17 protein-coding genes, 1 pseudogene and 1 riboswitch are annotated in these 22,499 nt (G+C 74.3%); of the genes and pseudogenes, 8 read left to right on the top strand and 10 right to left on the bottom strand.

The genetic code is table 11. The features are described from left to right. Nucleotides 1-34: 34 nt before the first annotated feature. The 4 genes from ACF1A5_RS09250 to ACF1A5_RS09235 all read left to right on the top strand — a co-directional run bounded on the left by ACF1A5_RS09250 (nt 35) and on the right by ACF1A5_RS09235 (nt 5,734). On the top strand, nt 35-2,626 hold the full coding sequence (locus ACF1A5_RS09250; RefSeq protein WP_392192219.1) for a SpoIIE family protein phosphatase: 2,592 nt from the start codon (nt 35-37) through the stop codon (nt 2,624-2,626). A gap of 16 nt (nt 2,627-2,642) precedes the next feature. Beyond that, complete coding sequence (locus tag ACF1A5_RS09245; protein WP_392192218.1) at nt 2,643-3,968, top strand: hypothetical protein; 1,326 nt, start codon at nt 2,643-2,645, stop codon at nt 3,966-3,968. Between the two features lie 149 nt (nt 3,969-4,117). Continuing rightward, nucleotides 4,118-4,483: a hypothetical protein gene (locus ACF1A5_RS09240; protein ID WP_392192217.1), complete on the top strand. Its 366-nt coding sequence runs from the start codon at nt 4,118-4,120 to the stop codon at nt 4,481-4,483. Nucleotides 4,484-4,723: 240 nt separating this feature from the next. Further along, entirely contained in the window at nt 4,724-5,734 is a 1,011-nt protein-coding gene (locus tag ACF1A5_RS09235; protein WP_392192216.1) for a hypothetical protein, read from the top strand. A 49-nt stretch (nt 5,735-5,783) separates the two neighbouring features. Here ACF1A5_RS09235 and ACF1A5_RS09230 read toward each other — a convergent pair whose 3' ends face one another. Together ACF1A5_RS09230 and ACF1A5_RS09225 are read right to left on the bottom strand one after the other, a co-directional pair. Continuing rightward, the gene (locus ACF1A5_RS09230; protein WP_392192215.1) at nt 5,784-6,674 is read right to left on the bottom strand and encodes an NAD(P)-dependent oxidoreductase; all 891 of its coding nucleotides are present in this window, start codon (nt 6,672-6,674) and stop codon (nt 5,784-5,786) included. 157 nt (nt 6,675-6,831) lie between these two features. Continuing rightward, nucleotides 6,832-7,527 (bottom strand): type 1 glutamine amidotransferase domain-containing protein, encoded by a 696-nt coding sequence (locus ACF1A5_RS09225; protein WP_392192214.1) that lies wholly within the window; start codon nt 7,525-7,527, stop codon nt 6,832-6,834. A gap of 362 nt (nt 7,528-7,889) precedes the next feature. Here ACF1A5_RS09225 and ACF1A5_RS09220 point away from each other — a divergent pair, with 362 nt between their 5' ends. Continuing rightward, a complete protein-coding gene (locus ACF1A5_RS09220; RefSeq protein ID WP_392192213.1) occupies nt 7,890-8,375 on the top strand; it encodes a hypothetical protein in 486 nt (161 codons plus the stop codon). A 65-nt stretch (nt 8,376-8,440) separates the two neighbouring features. Here the strand turns inward: ACF1A5_RS09220 and ACF1A5_RS09215 are convergent, their stop codons facing one another. Both ACF1A5_RS09215 and grpE read right to left on the bottom strand, forming a co-directional pair. Then, nucleotides 8,441-9,124: a DUF6445 family protein gene (locus ACF1A5_RS09215; RefSeq protein WP_392192212.1), complete on the bottom strand. Its 684-nt coding sequence runs from the start codon at nt 9,122-9,124 to the stop codon at nt 8,441-8,443. A 10-nt stretch (nt 9,125-9,134) separates the two neighbouring features. Further along, nucleotides 9,135-9,701 (bottom strand): nucleotide exchange factor GrpE, encoded by a 567-nt coding sequence (grpE, locus tag ACF1A5_RS09210; RefSeq protein WP_392192211.1) that lies wholly within the window; start codon nt 9,699-9,701, stop codon nt 9,135-9,137. A gap of 266 nt (nt 9,702-9,967) precedes the next feature. On the opposite strand from grpE, the gene ACF1A5_RS09205 reads away from it, so the two are divergent. Beyond that, a complete protein-coding gene (locus ACF1A5_RS09205) occupies nt 9,968-10,699 on the top strand; it encodes a DUF4142 domain-containing protein (protein ID WP_392192210.1) in 732 nt (243 codons plus the stop codon). Nucleotides 10,700-10,721: 22 nt separating this feature from the next. Here the strand turns inward: ACF1A5_RS09205 and ACF1A5_RS09200 are convergent, their stop codons facing one another. Both ACF1A5_RS09200 and ACF1A5_RS09195 read right to left on the bottom strand, forming a co-directional pair. Then, nucleotides 10,722-12,413 carry a glycoside hydrolase family 13 protein gene (locus ACF1A5_RS09200; RefSeq protein WP_392192209.1) on the bottom strand — a complete coding sequence of 564 codons (1,692 nt, stop codon included), beginning with the start codon at nt 12,411-12,413 and terminating at the stop codon, nt 10,722-10,724. A 196-nt stretch (nt 12,414-12,609) separates the two neighbouring features. Continuing rightward, on the bottom strand, nt 12,610-12,984 hold the full coding sequence (locus ACF1A5_RS09195) for an ArsR/SmtB family transcription factor (protein ID WP_392192208.1): 375 nt from the start codon (nt 12,982-12,984) through the stop codon (nt 12,610-12,612). Between the two features lie 80 nt (nt 12,985-13,064). Then, nucleotides 13,065-13,265, top strand: a riboswitch (cobalamin riboswitch). Between ACF1A5_RS09195 and ACF1A5_RS09190 the strand changes: the two are divergent. Further along, a pseudogene (locus tag ACF1A5_RS09190) lies at nt 13,263-14,392 on the top strand (HoxN/HupN/NixA family nickel/cobalt transporter). It overlaps the preceding riboswitch by 3 nt. Here ACF1A5_RS09190 and ACF1A5_RS09185 read toward each other — a convergent pair. Next, complete coding sequence (locus tag ACF1A5_RS09185; protein ID WP_392192207.1) at nt 14,385-15,380, bottom strand: nucleoside hydrolase; 996 nt, start codon at nt 15,378-15,380, stop codon at nt 14,385-14,387. The pseudogene ACF1A5_RS09190 and the gene ACF1A5_RS09185 overlap by 8 nt on opposite strands. Nucleotides 15,381-15,564: 184 nt before the next feature. On the opposite strand from ACF1A5_RS09185, the gene ACF1A5_RS09180 reads away from it, so the two are divergent. Next, nucleotides 15,565-16,344, top strand: coding sequence for a hypothetical protein (locus ACF1A5_RS09180; RefSeq protein WP_392192206.1), 780 nt, complete (start codon nt 15,565-15,567; stop codon nt 16,342-16,344). Nucleotides 16,345-16,360: 16 nt separating this feature from the next. Here the strand turns inward: ACF1A5_RS09180 and ACF1A5_RS09175 are convergent, their stop codons facing one another. The 3 genes from ACF1A5_RS09175 to ACF1A5_RS09165 form a co-directional block, all read right to left on the bottom strand. Then, nucleotides 16,361-17,704: a tetratricopeptide repeat protein gene (locus ACF1A5_RS09175; protein ID WP_392192205.1), complete on the bottom strand. Its 1,344-nt coding sequence runs from the start codon at nt 17,702-17,704 to the stop codon at nt 16,361-16,363. Between the two features lie 462 nt (nt 17,705-18,166). Next, nucleotides 18,167-19,558: an extracellular solute-binding protein gene (locus tag ACF1A5_RS09170; RefSeq protein WP_392192204.1), complete on the bottom strand. Its 1,392-nt coding sequence runs from the start codon at nt 19,556-19,558 to the stop codon at nt 18,167-18,169. A gap of 134 nt (nt 19,559-19,692) precedes the next feature. Continuing rightward, nucleotides 19,693-22,497: a caspase family protein gene (locus tag ACF1A5_RS09165; RefSeq protein ID WP_392192203.1), complete on the bottom strand. Its 2,805-nt coding sequence runs from the start codon at nt 22,495-22,497 to the stop codon at nt 19,693-19,695. Between the last annotated feature and the right edge of the window lie 2 nt (nt 22,498-22,499).

Here is a 22,499-nt window from a genome sequence, read left to right as displayed (position 1 = left end):
GTACGGGGTCGACGCGGCGAGGTCGGAACGGGCGATGATCGACATGCACGGTGGCACCCCACCCGGAAGCGGTTCCGGGCCGCTCCCGGACCCGGCGGCCACGGCCACGGTCGTCGTCGACGACCAGGGGCTCGTGACCGGGTGGAGCGCGGGTGCCGAGCGCCTGCTCGGCTATCCGCACCAGGAGGTCGTGGGGCGTCCCGTGGTCCGTCTGTTCGGCTCGGACGCGGACGTCCAGCGGGGCTTCCGCGCCGTGCTCGGGGAGCACGCCGCCGACGGGATGCGGCGCGGGACGACCGTGCTGCGGCACCGGGACGGCCGCCGGGTGGAGGTACGGCTGCGGGTCTACCCGTCCTTCGACGGCGTGGGCAACGCACAGCAGCTGGTCGTGGTGTCGGCACCGTCCCCGGAGACGGAACGGCCGGAGACGGCAGAGCCGGAGACGGAAGGGACCGCGGGGGAACAGCCGGAGACGGAACGGCCGGAGACGGAAGGGACCGCGGGGGAACAGCGGGAGCCGGAGGACGCCGAGACCTTCACCGCGGACGAGGCGTTCACGCAGTGCCATCTGCCCGTGATGATCTTCGACTCCGGGCTGCGGGCCCTGCGGGCGAGCGCCGGGGCCGTGCGCGAGCTGGGGATGAGCGAGGAGCGGATGCGCGGGCTGCGGGTCACCGACATCCTGCCGCCCCACGTCTGCCGGACGACCGAGAACGGTATGCGCAGGGTGCTGGAGACCGGCGCACCGGAGGAGTTCCAGATACGGGGACGAGCCCGGCCGGAAGCGTCCGAGCGGGCCTGGTCCATCACCGTGTCCCCGATCAGGAGCCCGTCCGGCCGGGTGCGGCACGTGCAGCTCTCCGCCCTCGACGTGACCGAGCAGTTCCGGGCCCGGGAACGGCTCGCGCTGCTGAACGACGTCAGCGCCCAGGTGGGCAGCACGCTGGACGTCATGCGCACGGCCCAGGAGATGGCCGACGTGGCGGTGGGCCGGCTCGCCGACTTCGTCACCATCGACCTGCTGGACTCCCTGTTCCGGGGCGTCGAGCCGCGGTCCCCCTCCCAGGGCACCGTCGCCCTGCGCCGCGTCGCGCAGCAGTCCGTGCTGCCCGGTGCGCCCGAGGCAGTGATCCAACCGGGAGACGTGGACCACTACCCCGAGGCCGCTCCCCCCGTCCGGTGCGTGGTCACCGGCCGGCCCTCGCTGCACAGCACGAGCGACGAGGCCGTCCAGGCCTGGCAGGAGGCGGACCCGGCGCGGTCCGGGGTGGTCCGGAAGTTCGGGATCCACTCCATCATGGTCATTCCGCTGCGCGCCCGTGGTATCACCCTCGGCGTGGCGGTGCTCGTCCGCCACCAGCGCCAGGACCCGTTCGAGGAGGACGACCTGCTGCTGGCCGAGGAGATCGGCGCGCGCGCCGCCGTGGCCGTGGACAACGCCCGCCGCTACACCCTCGAACGCGACACCGCCCTCGCCCTGCAGCGCAGCCTGCTCCCCCGCCGGCTCGCCCCCCAGGAGGCGGTGCAGGTGGCCTACCGCTACCTCCCGGCCCGCACCCGCGCCGGGCTGGGCGGGGACTGGTTCGACGTGATCCCGCTGTCGGGCGCCCGGGTCGCCCTGGTGGTGGGCGACGTGGTGGGCCACGGCCTGCGGGCCTCGGCCACCATGGGCCGCCTGCGGACCGCGGTCCGCACCCTGGCCGACGTCGACCTGCCGCCCGACGAACTCCTCACCCACCTCGACGATCTGATCACCCACCTGGCCGCGGAGGAGGGCGCCTCCGCGGAACCGGAACCGGGGGAGGCGCCCGAGCCCGCCCGCGGGGCCGACCTCGACCTCTCCACGGCGCTCATCGCCACCTGCCTGTACGTGGTCTACGACCCGGTCTCGCGCCGCTGCACCGCCGCCACCGCGGGCCATCCGCCGCCCGCCGTCGTCACCGGCGACGACTCCGCGGACTTTGTCGACGTACCGCCCGGTCCTCCGCTGGGCGTGGGAGGCCTGCCCTTCGAGACCATCGAGTGGGAGCTGCCCCGGGGCAGCCTTCTCGTCCTCTACACGGACGGTCTCGTCGAAGGGGCCAAGGACGATCTGGGCCACGGCATGGCGCTGCTGCGCCAGTGCCTGGAGCGGCAGGCCGACCGGTCGCTGGAGACCACCTGCGACGACCTGATCGAGACGCTGCTCCCGGCCCAGCCCCGCGACGACGTGGCCCTGCTGGTCGCCCGCACCCGGGCGCTCGACGCCGGCCATGTCGCCACCTGGGACCTCCCGTCCGACCCGGCGGCGGTCGCCGACGCCCGTGCCGCGGTCCTCGCCCGGCTGACGGAGTGGCGGCTTGAGGACGTGTCCTTCACCGCCGAACTGGTGGTCAGCGAACTCGTCACGAACGCGATCCGCTACGGGCAGCCGCCCATCCAGTTGCGGCTGATCCACACGGCCACCGCGCTGATCTGCGAGGTGTCCGACTGCAGCAGCAGCGCCCCGCACCTGCGGCGGGCCCGCACCTTCGACGAGGGCGGGCGCGGCCTGCTGCTCGTCGCCCAGTTCGCCGAGCGGTGGGGGACACGCCCCCACGCCGACGGAAAGACGATCTGGGCGGAGATCGACCTGCCCGGCGGGTGAATCCCCCCTGTGGGTGGTGAACGCCGGCCTCGCCGTGGCCCTGGTCTGCTACGTCCTGGCCGTCGGCCTGGTCGGCCGGCGCAATGTGGCCGGCATGTTCTCCGGCGTCACCGGCGTCGTGGGCTCCGTCGTCGGCGCCTGCTTCGGCGTACGGGTGAGCCATTCGGCGCGACGGGACGCGGAGCGGTCGCGCCAGGACGCGGAGAGCAAGGCCCTCCGGCTCGCCGCGGCGGCACCCCCCGAAGTGGCGGAGAAGGCGCCGGCCGACCCTCCCCCCGTGCCCCGCCGACCGCACGCGCCCACCGGCCGCACGCGGCTTCCCGACGGACCGGCGCCGGACGGGATGTTATCGCGGAGCACTTCGGGGAAGATCATGGACCGGGGGGCCGCCCGGGAGCGGCCGGGCAACGCGCTTGGCAGGATTTCGGTCCATACGGGTGTGGCACGGTGGGTGGGGGAATTGCTCCGAGGAGCACGGCGGCGCCTCGGCGCCGGGGGAGAGCGGCCGCGTGACCTTCTGGCGCGGGCCGGGCTGTTCGTCGGCCGGACCCTGCGCGACGAGTGGCACGGCATCGTCGTCGACCCGGTGCGGCAGCTCGTGCGCCGGGGTCTGTCCGGGCTGGTGCTCGCGTTCGTGGCCGCCTTCGGGGTGATCTTCTTCCACGCGGTGGCGCAGCGGCCGGCCGGTGAGGTGGCCGTGCGGCTGCTCGGCGGGGTCAAGGCCGACCTGCCCCTCTGGCTGGCGCTGCTGCGCACCCCGGTCTCGCTGTACGTGCCGGCCCTGGACCTGCCGGTGTGGGCGGGCATCACCCAGCTGTTCCTGGCGTTCGCGCTGGCCGAACTCGCCCTGGGCCGGGCCAGGACGCTGGTGGTGTCGTACGCGACCACGCTGGCCGGGACGCTGACCGTGCGGGTGATGTTGGCGATCGGGCCGGGCTGGTGGGGGCTGGGGCTGCCGCCCGAGATCGGGCAGGTCCTCGACACCGGTCCGTCCGCCGCCGTGGTGGGCCTGTTCACCTACATCGCGGTGGTCCGGCGTGCCCCGGTCGTGTTCGTCCTGACCGGCGGGTCGATGGTGTGGGAGTCGATCGCCGTACCCAACCTGGCCGGCCGCGAGCACCTGATCGCCGTGGCCGCCGCGATCGTGCTGGGCCTGCTCCACGGGCACCGGCCGAGGCGGCTGCTCCCCGGGGACCTCCCGAGCCGGCTGCTCGGCCGGGCGGCGTTCGTACCGGCGGCGCCGGTACCCGCACCCGCACCCGTGTCCGTGTCCGCGCGGCCCGTGGCGGCTCGGGGCGGCGACCGGGCCCGCGCAGTGCCGCAGCGCGCCCGGGAGCCGTGACCGGCCCGGCACTCGATGCTCGGCCCTCCCCCCTGTCGGCCCCAACTCCCCCTGCCTATCCTGAAGTCCGGGCCCCGGTGCACCGACAGGCACCGGTCCCGCGCGGCGACCGCACCGGGTCGCCGCCGTACCGGGGGGAAGGACGACCGATGGACTGGTTCTGGTGGGTGCTCATCCTGTTCTGGACGGGTGGTTTCGCGTGGCTCGCGGACACCGCGCGGACCGCTCTGCGCAACCGGCACGAGCGCAGGATGGAGCGGCTGGAGGCGGCGAAGTCGGAACGCCTGGCCGTGGAGGCGGCGCACAAGCCGCCGGAGCCGGTGTGCGGCTGCACCCATCACCTGGCCAAGCACGACAGGACGGGCCGGTGCCACGAGCGGGTGGAGGTGCCCACCGCCTGGGACGAGAACAGGAAGCCGCTGCGCTTCGAGGCCGGTGAGTGCAACTGCCGGCAGTACGTCGGTCCCCAGCCGCTGTCGCAGGTGTACGCCGAGGAGCTGACCGACCGCGCCTGACCGGACCCGCCCGACGGACCGTGCCTGCGGACCGCGCCCGGCGGGGCCGGCGAGACGTTGCCGCCCCGAGCAGGTCACACCTGCGCGAGGTTTGCGGAGAATCCGCGCAACAGCGTCACAGGGACTGCACCGCGTCTTTCGAAAGGCTCGTTACCGTGGCTGCCGCTCGGTTCCACGTGCGAGCGTGTTCAGGCCACGGCCCCGGCGGGCCGACGGCGTGTCGACTCAGGAAGACCGCGGATGGACTACTGCTCCTCGTGTCGCCGGTATCTCAACGGCGCCCTGGTGTGCCCCGGGTGCGGCGCCTACGCCCCGGACATAGCTCCCCCCGTCGCCTCGGCCCGCGCCCCGCTGGCGTCGGCCGGCGCGGCGGCGGGCCCGGCCGCCGGGTGGGAGGTCACGGCCTCGGGCGAGTGGCACAGCGGCCGCCGTCCGGACGGGCCGCGGGTTCCGGCCGACGTGCACTACGCACCCGGCATGAACGACATGGACGGCGTGCACGGCATGGACGCCCCGCACGGCGTGGACGAGGCTCCGCGCGGTGAGGCCGGCGTCGTGGGCGTGGCGCCCGCGCGGATGGGGCGGGCGGCCCGGCGCCGTCGGCTGGCCCGCTGGAAGAAGACGCAGCGGCGGGCCCTGGTCGCGACCGCCGTCGCCATGGTGGGCGGTGGCCTGACCCTCGCCTCGATGGACCAGCACACCGGCGACGGGGCCCAGGCGGCCTCGGCACCCGACTCCGCGAACGCGGGCTCCGTGGGCGGTCTGCCGCCGCAGCACGTCCTCCCGGACTCGCCGACCCCCGACGCCCGGCAGTCGTCCCCCGCATCCTCCGCACCGCGGCGGACGGACGGGCGCGCGCACGGACAGTCCGCTCCCGCGCCGCAGGGCTCCACGGCACCGGCCGTCCGTCCGGACTCCGCCGCATCCCGCACGTCGGCGCCCACGACGGGACGTACCGCGGCGGGCGGCTCGGCCGGTACGACGTCGGCGGCCCAGGGGACGGGGAGCCTCTCCTCGTCCACCGGCCGCACGGCCTCCGGCGGGTCCGGCACCGCGACCCAGCCGTCCACCGCACCCACCGGCTCCGACAGCACCGGCTCGACCTCGGGATCCGGGACCGCGACGGGATCGGGGTCGCAGTCCGGTTCGGGTTCGACGTCCGGGTCCGGGTCCGGGTCGACGCAGACGAGCCCCACGACCGACCCGACGTCGCCGTCCCAGCTCTGCCTGCTCGTGGTCTGCCTGGGCTGACCGCGCCGCCCCGGACCGGTGCGGGGCCGCCCCGCCGGGCGGCCCCGGCTCAGCCGGCCGGCTTGTCGTCGAAGCTCGCGAAGTACGCCGCGGCCATGTCCTCGTCGGCGTGGCCCTGGGCGGCGGCGCGGGCGAAGCGTTCCGCGCTCGCGGCGGCCACGTCGAGGCGGACCCCGTGCCGTTCGCCGGCCTCGACGATGAGGCGGGCGTCCTTCTCGGCGGTCGCCACCGCGAAGCTCGCCGGGGACAGCCGGTCCTCCAGGACGAGGGCCGCCTTGGCGCGCAGGTATCCCATGTCGAGCGGTCCGTCGGCGATGAGGCCGAAGAAGTCCTGCGGGTCCACGCCGAGCGCCCCGGCCAGGGCGAGAACCTCACCGGCCGCGGCGGTGGCCGCGAGCACCCAGCTGTTGGTCACCAGCTTGAGCCGGGTGGCACCGGCCGCCGCGCCGTCCTCGCCCGTCCACACCGTGCGGGCGCCGACCGCGTCGAAGACCGGGGCGACCGCGTCCCGGTGCTCGACCGGGCCCGCGGCCAGGACGGTCAGCTGTCCGGCCTCCGCGGGCTGGCGGGTGCCGAGCACCGGCGCGTCGTAGAAGACGAGCGCGTGGTCGCGGGCGAGGCCGGCCAGTTCCTCGACGGAGTCCAGGCCGACGGTGGTCGACTGGACCCAGAGGGCTCCGGAGCGCAGCGCGGGGGCGGCCTCGCGCATGACCTCCAGCACCGTGCCGCCGTCGTAGAGCATGGTGAGGACGACGTCGGCGTCCCGCACCGCCTCGGCGGGCGTGTCCGCGATCCGCCCACCGTCGGCGGCGAGCGGCTCGGCCTTGGCGCGGGTGCGGTTCCAGACCCGGACGGTGTGCCCGGCCTTCAGCAGGTTCCGGGCCATCGCGGAACCCATGATCCCGGTGCCCAGGACGCTCACGGTGAGAGTGTCGGTCATGTCGTCGGCTTCCTGATCCGTGCGGTGGGTGGTGGGGCGGCCGGGCGCGTCCGGTCGACGCCTCCGGTCAGGTCCGAGCCTTCCCGGAGCCGGCCGGGCCACGCCCCCTGAGGAGCGCGGCCCGGCCGTGCGCGCCCCGGCCGGCGCGCCCGGTGGCTCAGCCCAGCTTCTTCAGCAGTTCCTGGGCGAGGGGCGCGGAGGACGCCGGGTTCTGGCCGGTGACGACGTTGCGGTCGGTCTCGACGTGCGGCGCCCACGCCTCCCCCGTCTCCACCTTCAGGCCCGCCTCGGTGAGCCGGTCCTGCAGCAGCCACTTGGCCCGCTCGGCGTTGCCCGCCATCCGCTCCTCGGCGTTGGTGAAGGCGGTGATGCGGTACCCGGCGTAGGCGTTGGTGCCGTCCTCCCGCACCGCCGCCAGCAGGGCGGCCGGGCCGTGGCACACCACGCCGACCGGCAGGCCGTTCTGCACCGCGCTCGTGAGGAGGCGGCCGGAGTCGGCGTCCACCGCCAGGTCCTCCATCGGGCCGTGGCCGCCGGGGACGTACAGGGCGTCGTAGTCCTCCAGGCGGACGTCGGACAGTGCGGCGGGGGCCGCGAACTCGGGGGCGGTGTCGATCACCTGCCGCAGCCGGGCGGCCTCCTCGGCGCCACCGGCGGCCTCGGGGCTCAGGCTGGCCGGGTCGACCGGCGGGACCGCGCCACCCGGGGTGGCCACGGTGACCTCATGGCCCGCGGACTTGAACGCCTCGAAGGGGACGACCGCCTCCTCGGCCCAGAAGCCGGTGCGGTGCTTGCTGCCGTCGGCCAGGGTCCACTGGTCGGCGGCGGTCATCAGGAACAGGATCTTCGCCATGGTCGTAGCTCTCCTCGGACGGTCACGGGGGCGAGGATCCCGACGGTAGGATCGCCCGCCGCCGGCGAGCCAATAGAAGATCCGATTCCTGCCATCGGAGCTTCGATGTGTGCGTGCGTGGACGCGGGGGACGGCCGCGCGGGACGGCCCGACGCGGCGGCCGCGTGCAACGGCCACGGGCGGCATCCGGGCCCGCCCCTCTACGACCATCCGGCCGTGCGTCCCGCGCCACCACGGGGGCGGGCCCGGACGGGTGACGCCCGCGTGCGGGGGCCCGCTCCCGGCCCTTCACTGGAACTGACGACCCACCCCTCCCGTCGGCTCCCGGCGCAGGGGTCACCGCACGAGCAGTGGGAGGCGACATGGCCGGTCACCCGGCACGCTGGACGACGGGCGCGGCGCTGGCGGCGGCCGTGGCCATGGGGCTGGCCGGCTGCTCCGACAACACCGGCAGCCCCTCGGAGTCCGTGAGCAAGGCGTCCTCCGCCGCCGCCTCCCTCGCCTCGCAGGCCAACGAAGCGCTGGCATCGGCGACCGCGGAGGCGGGCCACCGGCTCGACGAGGCCAAGGGTGGTGTCGACGCGAGGAGTTCGGTCAAGCTCGGGGCGCCGACGACGGACGACGCCGGGCGCACCACGGTCCCCGTACAGGTCACCAACTCCGCCGACTCCACCAAGTCCTTCGCCGTGCAGGTCAACTACAAGGACTCCGGCGGCAACCTGCTCGACACGGTCGTGCTGACCCTCCACGACGTCCCGGCCGGCAAGTCGGCGAACGGCACCGCCCGCAGCACCCACAAGCTGTCCGGCCAGGTGAAGGCGGAGGTGGGCACCGCGCTGCGGTACTGACCCCGCCGCGCCCGGCGGGCCGTCCCGGAGACCAGGCCGTCCCGGAGACCAGGCCGTCCCGAAGGTCACGCCATCCAGAAGAAGACCGCCGTCATCCGCTTCTCCTCCAGCGTCCGCCCGGTGTAACCGCTCGCGCTGTGGACCAAGTTGGCGTGGTAGAGCAGCAGCCGGTTGGCCCGGTGCGGCACGCGGACGTCCTCGACGAAGGCGCCGGGTGCGACGAACCGGGTGCCGAGGGCCTCGACGAGGTTGGTGTGCGGGGCCCGGACGACGTTGCCGCCGAGCCGCCCGCCGGGCAGGGACTGCCGGTAGAAGCCGGTCCCGCAGTCCTTGGGGACGGCGGGGTTGAGGTAGAGCACGGCCGCGTACCGGCACAGCGCACGGGAGTCGGTGTGCGGCCGGGGCTCGCTCTCGCCCTCGCCGACGACCTGGACGCAGTTGTGGTTGAGGGTGCCGCCGCCGGGCGTCCGCTGCACCCACAGCTCCCGCGCCCCGGTGGCCTTCTTCACCAGCCGTTCGACGCGGGCCAGTTCGGCGGGCTCCAGGCCGGGCATCGTCCGCATCCCGGGCCAGCTCTCCGTGGTGTACGGGTGGCCCCTGACCCAGTCGTCCCTGGTCAGGCACCGCTGCCGGACGGCCTCTGCGTCGGACAGGACGTCGTCCAGCACCCAGTAGTCACGGCCCTCGGTGGGCTTGCGATAGGGCAGGACGGGCAGCGCGGCGGGCACGCCGGGGGGTTGTGGGGGCATGGCGCCGAATCTAGGCCGGGCCCTCCTCCGGGCTCTCCCCGGAAGCGGTCAACATTCCCTCAACCTTGGCCCCGCGTACGGTCATCGGCGGCTTTGCGGAGGCCTGCGCGGGGCCCGTCACCTCGACGTGGGCCGGACGGAGCAGCTGGTCGCCGAGGCGGTAGCCGGGGCGGAGGACCGCCGAGCAGACGAGGGGGCCGACGCCCGGGGAGACGTGGTGCGCCAGGGCGTCGTGGCACGCCGGGTCGAAGGGGTCGCCGACCGCGCCGAACGTCCGTACGCCGAGAGCGCCGAGCCCTTCCCGGAGCGCGCCGGCGATGTCCCGCAGCCCCGGTGTGGAGGGTTCGTGCGCGTCCGCCCGGTCGACGGCGTCCAGCACCGGCAGCAGGGTGCGCAGCACGTTGACCGCCGCGATCTCGCGCACGGCCAGCCGGTCCCGCCGCACCCGCTTGCGGTAGTTGTCGTACTCCGCCTTCACCCGCTGCAGATCCGCGGTGCGCTCCTCCAGCAGGCGCCGCAGCGCGGCCGCCTCCCCCGGCTCCGCGGACGTGTGCGGCCTTCCGTCGCGCGTCGGCATCCGGTCACCTCCCGCAACCCCGCGGCCTGCGCTCCCGGGCCCGATCGGCCCCTCTGCCGAGTAAAACCCGAGCGCCCCCGGGTCACATCCGGGCGGCGGCGCACCCGGCCCGCATGCGTGCATACTTTGCCTACTCTTTACCTTCAGGAGCGGCGCCGTGCGTTCCCGCGTCCGTACTCCTGTGTGTCCGAACCGCCCGCCGGCGGATCCACGACCGGGCAGGAGGCACAGTGCGCTTTTCGCGGAACGCGACGGGAACTCTCTTCGTGGGCGGGGCTCTCAGCCTGACCCTCGTCGCGCTCGCCTATCCGTCCATGCTCGGGGTCACCAAGGTCTCCACCGACTCCTCGCGCGTCATCGCCCAGACGCAGTGGGGGCCGCTGACCGAGGGGGACCGGGACTTCGTGGTCAAGGTGCGCGCGGCCGGGCTGTGGGAGTACCCCGTGGGGCAGATGGGCCTGAAGAAGGGCCAGAGCAACGCGGTCATCACCGCGAGCAAGCACCTGATCGACGGGCACGCGGCCCTGGACGCCAGCTGCCGCAAGATCGCTCCCATGCTCAACATCGCGATCCCCAACGTGGCCAGCCCCCAGCAGCAGGGCTTCGTCAGCAAGCTGGCCTCGGACAGCGGCAAGCAGTTCGACACGGACTTCGCCAACATCCTGCGCATCACGCACGGCTCGATCTTCAACACGATCGCGAAGGTCCGTTCGACCACGAAGAACACGCTGGTGCGGACCCTGGCCGACCAGGCCAACGACACGGTGCTGGACCACATCACGGTCATGGAACAGACCGGCCTGGTCGACTTCGACCAGGTCCTCTTCCAGCAGACCACCCCGCCGCAGCTGCCCGCCACGGACCTGACCCCGCCGCCCCCGCCCGTGGGCCAGCCCGAGGTCGTCCTCACCCCACCGGTGAACAGCACCACCAAGCCGCCGGTCCTGCCGGGCGAGAACCCCGGCCAGAACGGCGCCCCGAGTCCGACGGTGGGATGAGAACCAGGTCCCTTCCCCGGGATCAGCCCACGGAGAGGCCCGGGCCGAGCCAGACGGTCGTGTCCGGGCCCAGCCGGCCGTCGTCCAGCGGGGCGCTGCACAGCAGCACCTCGCCCGCCGGCAGCGCGACCGGCCGGTCCGACAGGTTGGTGACGCACTGCCAGCCGTCGGACCGGTCGAACCGCAGCACCCCGGCCGGGACGTCCTCCGCCCAGGTCAGCGACTCGCCCTGAAGCAGCTTGCGGCGCAGCCGCAGGGCCGAGCGGTACAGCTCCAGGGTCGAGCCCTCCACGCCGTCCTGCGCCTCGACGGCGTACGCGGCGAAGTCGTCCGGCTGCGGCAGCCAGGCCGCGCCCGCCCCGAAGCCGTACGACGGTCCGCCGGTCGTCCACGGCAGCGGCACCCGGCAGCCGTCGCGGCCCTTGCGGACACGCCCGGTCTGCTCCCAGATCGGGTCCTGGAGCACCTCCGTGGGCAGGTCGGCCACCTCCGGCAGGCCGAGTTCCTCGCCCTGGTAGACGTAGGCCGAACCGGGCAGGGCGAGCATCAGCAGCGTCGCCGCACGGGCCCGGCGCAGCCCCGCCGCCGCGTCGACCGCCGGGGCGCGGCCATCGGACAGCAGCCAGGCGTTGTCGTCGGTGCCGGACGGGAGCATCAGGCGGGAGGTGTGCCGGACGACGTCGTGGTTGGACAGCACCCAGGTGGCAGACGCTCCCGCGGCGCGCGCGGTGCGCAGCGACTCGGTGATGACCTGCCGCAGCTCACCGGCGTCCCACCCGGCCCGCAGGTACTCGAAGTTGAAGGCCTGGCCGAGTTCGTCCGGGCGGGCGTAGAGCACACGCCGGTCGCCCGGCACCCAGGCCTCCGCGACCGCCGTGCGCGGCGGGGTGTAGGCGTCGAAGATCTTCCGCCAGTCGCGGTAGACCTCGTGCACCTCGTCCCGGTCGTAGTAGGGGTGGCTGCCGGGCGGTACCCGCAGCAGCGCGTCCTCGCCGGTGGCGCCGATGTCGCCGAGGTCCCGCAGCGGCTCGTCGAGGTCCTTGACCAGGGCGTGCGCGACGTCCACGCGGAAGCCGTCGACCCCGCGGTCGGACCAGAACCTCAGCGTGGTGCGGAAGTCGGCGCGGACCTCCTCGTTCTGCCAGTTCAGGTCGGGCTGTTCGGGTGCGAACAGGTGCAGGTACCACTGCCCGTCGGGCACCCGCCGCCACGCGCTGCCGCCGAAGACGGACTGCCAGTCGGTGGGCGGGAGTTCACCGTGCTGGCCCCGGCCGTCGCGGAAGACGTACCGGTCCCGGGCCGGGGATCCCGGTCCGGCCCGCAGCGCCTCCTCGAACCAGCGGTGCTGCCGCGAGGTGTGGTTGGGCACGATGTCGGCGATCACCTTCAGGCCCAGCCGGTGCGCCTCGGCGACCATGGTGTCGAAGTCGTCGAGGGTGCCCAGGCGCGGGTCGACGTCCCGGTGGTCGGCGACGTCGTAGCCGCCGTCGGCCAGTTCGGAGGGGTAGAAGGGGCTGAGCCACAGGGCGTCGACACCGAGCGCGGCGAGATGGGTCAGCCGCTGGGTGATGCCCCGGATGTCGCCGAGTCCGTCGCCGTCGGCGTCGGCGAAGCTGCGGGGGTAGACCTGGTAGACGACGGCCTGCCGCCACCAGTCGGGGTCGCGGGACGAGAGGTCGGGCGGGGAGTCGTGCGTGGTGGTGCGGTCGGTCACGCTTTCTCCTCTTCGGCTGCGTACGAGCGTCACGTAGGACTCTGTCCACCTCGCCGGAAAAGTGAAACCCGTTCGGGGTACGCGGAGTTGGTGCGCCGGACGGCACGCGCCCGCGCCGGACCGGCGCACGCCGGATCGACGGAAGCAGGGCCGGCGCGCGCCGGATCACCGCAGCTCGGGCCTGTGCACCCCCCCGTCAGCGCGCGCCGGGTCGGCCCCCGTCGGCCGCGCAGTGCTGCAGCAGCTGCCGCACCTGCGGGTCGACGATCCGGTAGCGCACCACGCGCCCCTCCTTGTCCCCCTCCACGGCCCCCGCCGCGCGCAGCAGCCGCAGGGCCTGCGAGACGGCCGGGTCGTTCATGCCCGTGGCGATCGCGAGGTCGGAGACGGCGAGCGGGCCGGTGCGGTGCAGGGCCAGCAGCAGCGCGAGCCGCTTGGGGTCGGCGAGCAGGGAGAAACGGTCGGCCCAGGCACGGACGTGGCCGGCATCGCCGATCGCGGCGATGGCGTCGCACACCCGGTGGCCGTCGATCGTGCGGCGGTCTGCGCGGTCCGCGGGGACGAGATGCATGGCGTCATCCTCGCAGGCGCCCCGGTGTGATCTTCCATACCTGCCCAGGTGCGCAGCTATGCAGGGGACGGCTCATGGCCCTACGGTGGGCGCGCCGTGGTGTTCGGGAAGCCGGTGACGGCCCGTCAGGGGCCCATGCCGGAGCGGCCCTCGCCACTGTGATCGGGGAGTTCCCGTTCCGTCCGGCTCACGCCGGGCCACTGGTCGCACGACCGGGAAGGCAGGGACGGCGGACGCACGACCCGTAAGCCAGGAGACCGGCCACGGCAGCTCACGAAGTGATCCACGAGGTGCTGGAGCGTGATACCGGATGACCCTGCCCGACCCTGCCCCGACGCCGTCCTTCCGCTGGCGCCGGGAGGACACCCTCAAGACCGCCGGCCTGATGGCCGTCATCGCCGTGCTGCACGTCGTGGCCTTCGGCGTGCTGTTCCTCCTCGTCGTGCCCGGCCACTACGAGGTCGGCTCCCAGGCCTTCGGCATCGGCCTCGGCGTCACCGCCTACACCCTCGGCATGCGGCACGCCTTCGACGCCGACCACATCGCCGCCATCGACAACACCACCCGCAAGCTGATGGCCGACGGCAAGCGGCCGGTGTCGGTCGGCTTCTGGTTCGCGCTGGGCCACTCCAGTGTGGTCGTCGTGCTCTCCGTGCTGATCGCGGGCGGCACCCAGCTCGCCGGAAAGGTCATGGACCAGGGCTCGCGCACCCACCAGGTCCTCGGCTTCATGGGGACGACCGTCTCGGGCACGTTCCTCTACCTGATCGCCGCCCTCAACCTGGTCGCCCTGATCGGCATCCTCAAGGTCTTCCGGGCGATGCGGGCGGGCACCTACGACGAGCGGGAGCTCGAAGAGCACCTGGACTCCCGCGGCTTCATGAACCGCGTCCTCGGCCGGCTGACCCGGTCCGTCAGCCGGCCCGGCCAGATGTTCCCGCTGGGCTTCCTGTTCGGCCTCGGCTTCGACACCGCCACCGAGGTCACGCTGATGGTGATGGCGGGCTCGGGGGCGGCGGCCGGGCTGCCCTGGTACGCGATCCTGTGTCTGCCCCTGCTGTTCGCCGCGGGCATGAGCCTGTTCGACACCCTCGACGGCACGTTCATGAACTTCGCCTACCAGTGGGCGTTCTCGAACCCCGTCCGCAAGGTGTTCTACAACCTCACCATCACCGGCCTGTCGATCGCCGTCGCCTTCTTCATCGGCACGATCGAGCTCGTCGGCGTGCTGCACGACAAGCTCGACCTGCGCGACGACGTGACCGGCTGGATCGCCGGGCTGGACCTGGACAACGTCGGCTACGTCATCGTGGGCCTGTTCGTCGTGGTGTGGGCGGCGGCGCTGTCGTACTGGAAGGTGGCCAAGGTGGAGCAGCGGTGGTCGGTCCCGGCGGCCGACGTCAACTAGCCTCCGCCCGGGCACCGTTCTCGACCGTCGTGAGATACAGCTTCACGTAGCGCTCGACGTCGATGTCCAGGGCCACGTCCACCAGCGGCTGTTCGCGCATCTCGCCGTGCAGTTCCGCCTCGCCCGGCCGGGGGCGGCGGTCGACGACCGTCTGCCCGCGGGCCGGGCCCGGCGCGAGGTTCACCTCCACCGGCAGCCGGTGGGTGGCCAGTCCCGCCGGGTCGGCGACCGAGCAGACCGCGCCCGCGTCGCCGAGGCCGCCGCAGACGTCGCCGAGGGCGTCGGAGGGGGCCTGGTAGGTCGCCGGGTCGCGGTGGGACAGCAGCCGCCCGGCCAGCCGGGCGCCTGGCTCCGCGCTCTCCCGCAGCCGCCGTACGTCCGCCGCCGGGACGATCACCCGCTCGAACACGTCGAGACCGTACATGGTGATCGGCACCCCGGCGGACAGCAGGATCGCCGCCGCCTCGGGGTCGTGCCAGACGTTGAACTCGGCGACCGCCGTGGCGTTCCCGGCGGCCACCGCGCCGCCCATGAACACGATCCGCTCGATGTTGCCCGTCACCTCCGGGTGGGTGCGCAGCAGCAGGGCGATGTTCGTCAGCGGGGCCGTCGGGACCAGCGTGACCGGACGGTCGGACGCCATGATCTCCCGCCGCAGCAGCGCCACCGCGTCCACGTCGACGGGACGGCGGCGCGGTGCGGGCAGACCGAGGTCGCCCATGCCGTCCCGGCCGTGCACGTGATGCGCGCCCCGGGCCGGCTCGATCAGCGGGCGCCGGGCGCCGCGCGCGACGGGCACGTCACCGGCGCCCGCCTGCTCCAGGACGGTCAGGGTGTTGCGCACCACCTGGTCCACGTCCGTGTTCCCGGCGACACAGGTGACCGCACGCAGGTCGAGGCCCGGGTGGCGTACGGCGAACAGCAGGGCCAGGGCGTCGTCGACGCCGGTGTCGCAGTCGATCACCACGGGGACGGGCTGACCGGTCACGGCGGGCTCCTTCCGTCGCACCGACCCTATGCGCCACTCCCGGCGCGCGGTACCGCGCGCCGGGGCGACGGAGTGCTTTTCACACGATCACCCGGACGGCCCGGCGCGCTGGTGCGCGGGCGGCGCCGGTGGTGCCGTGAACTGAGCCCAGCCCCTCAAGGTCCGTACGTCTGGAGGCACCGCCATGCCCCCCTCCCCGGCCCGCGCCCGCTCCGCCTCCGCCGCGCTGACCACGGTCGCCGCCGCCGCCCTGCTCACCACGACCGCGTGCACGGTCGGGCCCGGGCAGGCCGAACCGCCCCCGGTGACGGCACCGGACACCCGCACGCCCGCCGCCTCCCCGGCCGGGTCCGCGCTGACCGCCGCGCAGGCGCAGGCCGCCCTGCTCACCCAGGCCGACCTGGGTTCGGCGTGGGCACCCACCGAGGGCGCCGCGACCTGGCGGGACGGACTGCTCAAGGCGAGCACCGAGACTCCCGACTGCCAGCGCCTGCTCGACGCCCTCTACGCCGACGAGCCGCTCGGCACGCCGACCGGGACGCACGCGGTCGCCGCCTTCGACAACGGCGACGACGCGGCCCAGCTGCGCTACCAGGTCCTCGACCGCCCGGCGGCGGACGTGGACCGGTCCCTGGCCTGGCTGAAGAAGCTGCCGGAGACCTGCGCGCAGTTCACGGCGACGACCACGCGGGCCGGCACGCAGCGGGTGGAGGTCACCGATCTCGGACTGCCGGCCGTCGGCGACGCCCGCCAGGGCCTGCGGGTGGTGCTGACCGGCAGGAACTCCGACGGCGACCGGACCGTGCTCACCCTGGACGTGGCCGCGGTGCGGGTCGGCGGTACCGCGATCACCCTTACCGACGGCGCCCTCGGCGGCATCGCGTCCGACGCCACCGCGCAGACGGCCCAGCTGGGCGCCCAGCGTCTGACGGAGATCCGCCGGCGGGCGCGGGTGCAGGCCTGAGAGGAGCGGGCCCCCTTCACAGGGGCGGCTGGGCGGGCGCCGGGCCCAGGGTGGTGGTGCCGGGGGCCGTGCGGTGGCCCAGGCCGGTGCGGTAGGCGTCCAGGGCGGCCTCGACGCGGCCGGTGCGGCGCAGCAGGTCGCCGAGGAGGCGGCACAGGTCGGCCAGGTCGCCGGCCGCGCCCGCCCGCTCCAGGAGGCTCAGCGCGCGGACGTAGTGCTCCTCGGCCGTCTCGGTGTCGCGGGCGTCCTCCGCGATGATGCCGAGCAGCCGGTGCGCGGCGGCCGCGTGGACGGCGCCGCGCTCGGAGGAGAGGTCGCCGAGGACGTCGCACAGCAGCGCCACGGCCTCCTCCGACTTGCCGCGCCGGCGCATCACATCGGCCAGCTCGACCACGACCTGACTGGTGTAGAGCGCCGCCCGCCGGGCCGAGAGCATGGCCTTCGCGGAGCGCAACTCCTCCTCGGCACGGTCCAGTTCGCCGTTCTGCGCGCAGACGTAGCCGCGCATCCAGTGGCATTTGGCCAGTTCGGTGCGCAGCTGGAGGCGGCGGTAGAGCTCTGCGGCCTTGGCGAGCGACGCGTCGGCCTCGGCGACCCGGCCCTCGGCCAGCAGGGTGCGGGCTACCGAGCGGTGCATCCGGGCCACCAGCGCCGGATCGCCCGCCTGCGGGGCCAGGGCCAGCGCGAACTCCGCCGCCTGCGCCGCCCGTGCGTGCGCCCCCATGTCCATGTACGGCCCGATCACGCTGGCGTACAGCAGGAGCAGCGCGTCCGGGTCGTGCAGTCCGCCGCGGTTGAGCTCGTCGAGGGTGGATTCGAGGAGGTAGACGGCGTACCGGAGTTCGCCGGCCAGGTAGTGGGAGACGGCGCGGCCGCGCAGGGCGGGCACGCGGGCGGGCAGCGGCGCGTCGGCGAGGGCCCGTTCGGACCGCTCGAAGTGCTGCCGTCCGGCCTCCAGTTCGCCGGTCTCCAGGGCGCACTCGCCGAGCCCCAGCAGGGCCTGCGCCCGGACGTCGGCGAGTTCGTGCTCCTCGGCCTCCGCGAGCAGCCGCGCGTAGCTCTCGGCCGCCTTCCCGGTCTCCCCCGCGGCGAGGGCGCGCTGTGCCTCGATGAGCCTGAGCCGCAGGTCGGTGGCCAGGTGTGCGGGGCGCCCGGTGGCGAGTTCGTCGAAGGCGACCCCGAGCCGGCCGGCGAGGTGCCTGAGCGCCTCGTCCGAGGGCCGCACCCGTCCGGCCTCCAGGGTGGAGATGTAGGCGGGCGTGTAGGCGGGCTCCGCCAACTGGCGCTGGGTGAGGCCTTGTTCGTGCCGCAGCCGCTGCACCCTGCGCCCGATGGTCTTCGGGTCGTCCCGCTTCGCCATGCGGTTAATCATGCCAGTAAGCGGACTTAACACCGAGCGGTCGCAGGGGCCTCCCGAGACGCCCGCAGGAGGAGGCCCGATGGCGCCCAACTGCCCCGGGCCCCCTTCCGGTTCGGCCTCCCGACCCCCTAGGTTGGGGAGCACATTAAGCGTGCTTAATCCATCACTGTCGCTGCGAGGTCGGTTGCCGTGCCCGGACGCACTGTCGCGCGCCATGGACGCATTTCCGCACGTCACGCCAGAGGATTCGGCGCGGCGGTCATAGCCGTGGCCGCCCTGATCACCGCCGCCAACGCCGGACCCGCGCGCGCGTCGGACGCCGCACCGGCCGCCCACCAGGCGGTTCGGCACTGCTAGGGCTCTCTTTCGGATCTTGCCCAAGGCCGCGGGCCTGGTCGGCCCGATCCCGAAGACCCCATCCGGAAGAGGAGCCCTGGCCGGCCCGATCCCCAAGGAGGGTCCCTAGTCCGGCAGGGCCCGGCGCAGGGCCCGGTCCAGGCGGGCGGCCAGGTCCGCGTCGCCCGGCGGGTCGTCGGTGAACAGGGCCCCCAGCTCCGCGGTGAACGTCTGGGTGAAGGCCCCGTAGAGCGGGGTGCTCGGCCGCCGCACCGCGGCGCGCAGGGCCGGCAGCAGGATGCCGCGGGCGTAGCGGGGGCGGCCCATCCGGTCGCGGGGCATGTGGTCGGCGCTCTCGCCGGTCGGCGACGCCGAGGGGCCCGCCCCGGAGGTGGGCGCTGAGGCGCAGGTGACGTGGTCGTCCGCGTAGGCCGAGGTGCGCGTCGCGGCGAAACCCGCGTCCAGCAGGCAGCGTTCGCTCTCCGGGCTGGTGAGGAAGGTGATCAGATCGGCCGCCTTCTCCGCCCGCTGCGAGTCCCGGGTCACCGCCAGGTTCTGCCCGCCGAGCACCGCCCGGCCGGGCAGCGGCGCCACACCCAGCTGCTTCTCGGTGAAGGTCTGGTACAGCGTGCGGTAGGCGTACGGCCAGTGCCTCAGGAACGCGGTGCGGCCGTCCGCGAAGTCGCTGAGCGAGGCGGCCTCGTCGGAGTCGACGGCGTCGTCGAGGGTGTACGGCTTCGCGGTGCGCCCGCGCAGCTCCGCGATGCCGTCGCTCAGCTCCTGGACGTCACCGGTGTAGTGGCCGGAGGCGTCGGTGAGCGCGAAGTCCTTCGTCGCCGACGCGAACGCCTCGATCGCGTTGACCGTACGGCCCTCGTACCCGGCCAGCTGCGTGGTCCACGCCTTCTCGAATCCCTTGGGCCGGTGCGTGTTCAGCACGTCGCCCAGGTTGAGCAGGTCCTGCCAGTCGGTGCCGCCGCCGAGCGCGGTCTGCTGGACGCCCGCCTCGCGCAGGTAGTCCTTGCGGTAGTAGAGCAGTCCGACATCGCTGTTGAACGGCACCGCGTACACCTTGTCCTTCCAGCGGGCGGTGCCGGCGACCGACGCGATCACGTCGTCGTCGACCGCCCGGTCGGACAGCGGGCGGATCAGCCCGGCCTCGGCGAACTCCGGCACCCATGTCACGTCCAGGTTCACCACGTCGTACTTCGCGCTGCCCGACTGCAGCGCGCCCAGCAGCTGGCTGCGCTGCTCGTCGGCCGAGCCGGGCAGTTCCACCAGGCGGGCGGTGAAGTTCGAGTGCTCCTTGGCCTGTTGCTGGTTCCAGGCATCGATGAGCTGCTCGCGGATGCCGTTCTTGCCGGTCACGTCCCGGCCGCTGGCCACCACGATCTCCCCGGGCACGTCGGCGGCGGGCGTCTGCGACACCTGCGGGCCCCGCCCGGTGCAGGCGCCGACCGCGAGCAGCGGCAGCAGCGCGGGCAGGGCGAGCCGTCGTGCCGTCAGCCGCACAGACACCGGCCGGCGTGGCTCGGACCACCCTGCCTCCGGCCGCTGCGGCGTCGGTCGCCCTGTCTTCGGCCGCTGTGACACCAGTCGCCGTGGTGTCAGCCAGTGTGGCACCAGCCGTCGTGGCGTCGGTCCCCGTGACATCAGTCCTCCCCCGTCCCCGCCCGTGCGACCTCGTCGTGCAGCCCCGTGCCGAGGTCGTCGCCGGCGTCCAGGCAGCGGCCGCCGCTCGCCTCGGCGATCAGGGCGTCCGGCCGGCCCTCGTCGCAGGAGCCGCCCGCCAGGGACACCATGTCGACCGGCACCTTGAGCCGGCGTGCCCGGGTCAGCACCTCGTCCAGGTTCCCGCCGGCCAGCCGGTTGTCGTCCTCGTCGTCGGTGATGTAGACGATCAGCTGCGGCCGGGCGTCGTCGGTGCCGCGGCGCCGCATCTCGTCGAGCGCGGCGAGCAGGGCCGCGTGCGGATCGGCCTCCGCGTCCCGCACCCGCGCCCCGCCGTCCACGACGCGCTCGGCGTCGGCGCGCCGGTGGTGGGTGAAGGGCAGCAGCGTCCCGTACGGCCGGGCGCCCGAGGTGCCGTACACCGACCACACGCCGTACTCGTCCTGCACACCGAGTCCGCCGAGGGACTGCTTCAGCAGGCCGGGGCCGCCGCTGGGCCCGCGCCACTGGGCGTTCATGGAACCGGAGCTGTCGAGGAGGTAGAGGACCCGGCCGGGGCCGTTGGCGCTGCGGTACCGCTCCAGCACCGTGTCCATGACCCCGGGTTCGGCGGGGCCGGGCAGCGGGCTGGGATCGCGCAGCACACCCTCGCCGGGGTCGTCCTGGTCGAGCAGGGCGTGGCCGGGGCCGGACGCCTGCCGGAAGCCGGCCTTCTCGAACGTGGCACGGCCCGGCTCACCGGTGAGCCAGTCGTGGAAACGGCGCACGGCGTCGTCCCGCACCGACGCGTCCCGGTCGGCGCCCTCCCAGCGCACCCGCACGAAGGTGGGGGTCAGCCCGGGTACGTCGCTCGGGTACTCGGCGATCCGCCGCACCCGGGTGGTCCGGGCGCAGCCGACGCCGCTCTTCAGCAGGAACTCGGGGACGAGTACGGCGGTGCGGCCGTCCGCGGCGTGGTCGGCCGGCAGCGTGCACAGCAGCTCGGCGGAGGTGGGCGCGGGCGGCCCGGTGGGGCGGATCCTCCCCTCGGCGGTGCGCGGGTCGTCGTCGCCGCCGCCGTAGAGGCCGACGGTCGCGAGGAGCGCGGAGTCGGTGAACTCGGGGTCGGGCCGCCGGACCTCGGCGTTCGCGTCCTGCTTCTTCAGGGCGTCGACCAGTTGGGACAGCGGGCGCCCGACGCGGTCCGCCAGAGCGTCCGCGGCGGTGTTCTGCGGGACGGCCAGGACGACCGGCGAGTACACGAAGGGCCCGGCCTCCGGTTCCAGCGGGGCGAAGGAGCGGTTGGGCCGGTCGGTGTTGACCCGGGGCACGTCCGCGACGGAGGCGGGGATCCAGACGTCCGGCTGCGGTCCCACGTCACGCTGCGGGTCGGCGTCCTCTCGGGGTGCCTGCCAGGGGTCCGTCTGCTGGTGCAGCGCGTTGACCGCGGCGGCCGCGCCCGCGCCGTAGACGGTGATGCCGGTACGGCGGCAGCCGTGCCCGGTGGTGTTGGCGTCCGAGGTGAGGTACGCGTCCGCGGCCGCGCGCACCGTCGGCTCCAGGTCGGGGTCGGTCAGTACGCGCAGCTCCAGCGGCGGCGCGCAGGGGTGGTCGTCGCCGGGGGCGATGAGGACGTAGCAGCCGATGCCGAGGGCGCCGAGCGCGAGCACGATCAGGGCGCTCACGGCGGCCCGGACGCGGGGGCGCAGCCCGCGGAACCACCGGCCGGCGGCGTGGACCCGGCCGCGAACGGCCCGCAGCGCGGCCACGAGCGAGCCCCGGGCCCCGGAGCCCGGCGGCCGCCCCGGCCCGGACGGCTCCCCCCGCTCCGACGGCTCCGCGTCCGGCCGCCCGGATCCCGGCGGCGCCGAACCCGGCCGTCCCCCCGGCTCGGATCCCGGCGGTTCCGCACGGGGCGGCTGCTCGGACGCCTCCGGACCGGGCCCCGGCTGCTCGGACGACTGGGTGGAGGACGGGGGAGACACCAAGGCCGCCGAGGGCGCCGCCCCCGACGCCGACGAGGACACGGGCGACCGTGACGACGCCGATAACGGTGACAACGGGGCCCCCGTCAGCAGGACGTCCGTGCCCGGCTCCCCGGCGAGCTGCGGCTCCCAGGGGTCACCCAGCGTGGTCGTGCGGCCCGCCAGGGACATCCGGTCCCGCAGCCGGTCGAACAGCTCCAGAAGCGACGACTCCCCGTCCGCGCCGAGGAGTCGTACGAGTGCGTCGGTGAACGGTGTCGGACTCGTGCCGTCGCCGGAGTCGATGAGCCGGTTGGCCTGCACGCTCATCAGCAGCAGGATCTTCTGGCGTCGGTCGGCGAAGTCGTGCCAGACCTTGGCGGCGTTGCCCGCGTAGCAGCAGTCGAGGATCACCACGACGCGCTCGGCGCGGCTCCCGGCCAGCTCGGTGAGCACAGCGGTGAAGGCGTCGGCGCCGGGGAACACCGCGCGCCCGCCCGCGACCACGCGCGCGTTGCGCATCTGCAGGAACAGCTCGTTGCCCGCGCTCGGCACCGCCCCGTGCCCGGCGAAGTAGCACAGCAGCAGCCCCTCGGTGAGACGGGCGGCCGTGCGCAGCTCCTCGCTGAACTCGTCCAGGGACGGCGAACGCCGGACGGTGATCTGCCCCGGATCGAACACACCGCCCCGCCGCAGCACTTCCTCGAGCAGGGTCAGGTTGTGCCCGACGGCGGGCAGATCGCCGGGCACACCGTCCGGTTCGGCCGGTTTCGTGTGGTCGTAGTCCGACACGCCGACCAGCAGCGCCCGGTTCACCCGCCCGCGCGGGTCGAAGCGGTTCACGG

Origin of the sequence: Streptomyces sp. NPDC014864 (assembly GCF_043081525.1) — a bacterium.
In the GTDB taxonomy this organism is placed as follows: domain Bacteria; phylum Actinomycetota; class Actinomycetes; order Streptomycetales; family Streptomycetaceae; genus Streptomyces.
Note: the sequence above shows the minus strand (reverse complement) of the source record. Positions and strands in the feature narration are given on the sequence as shown.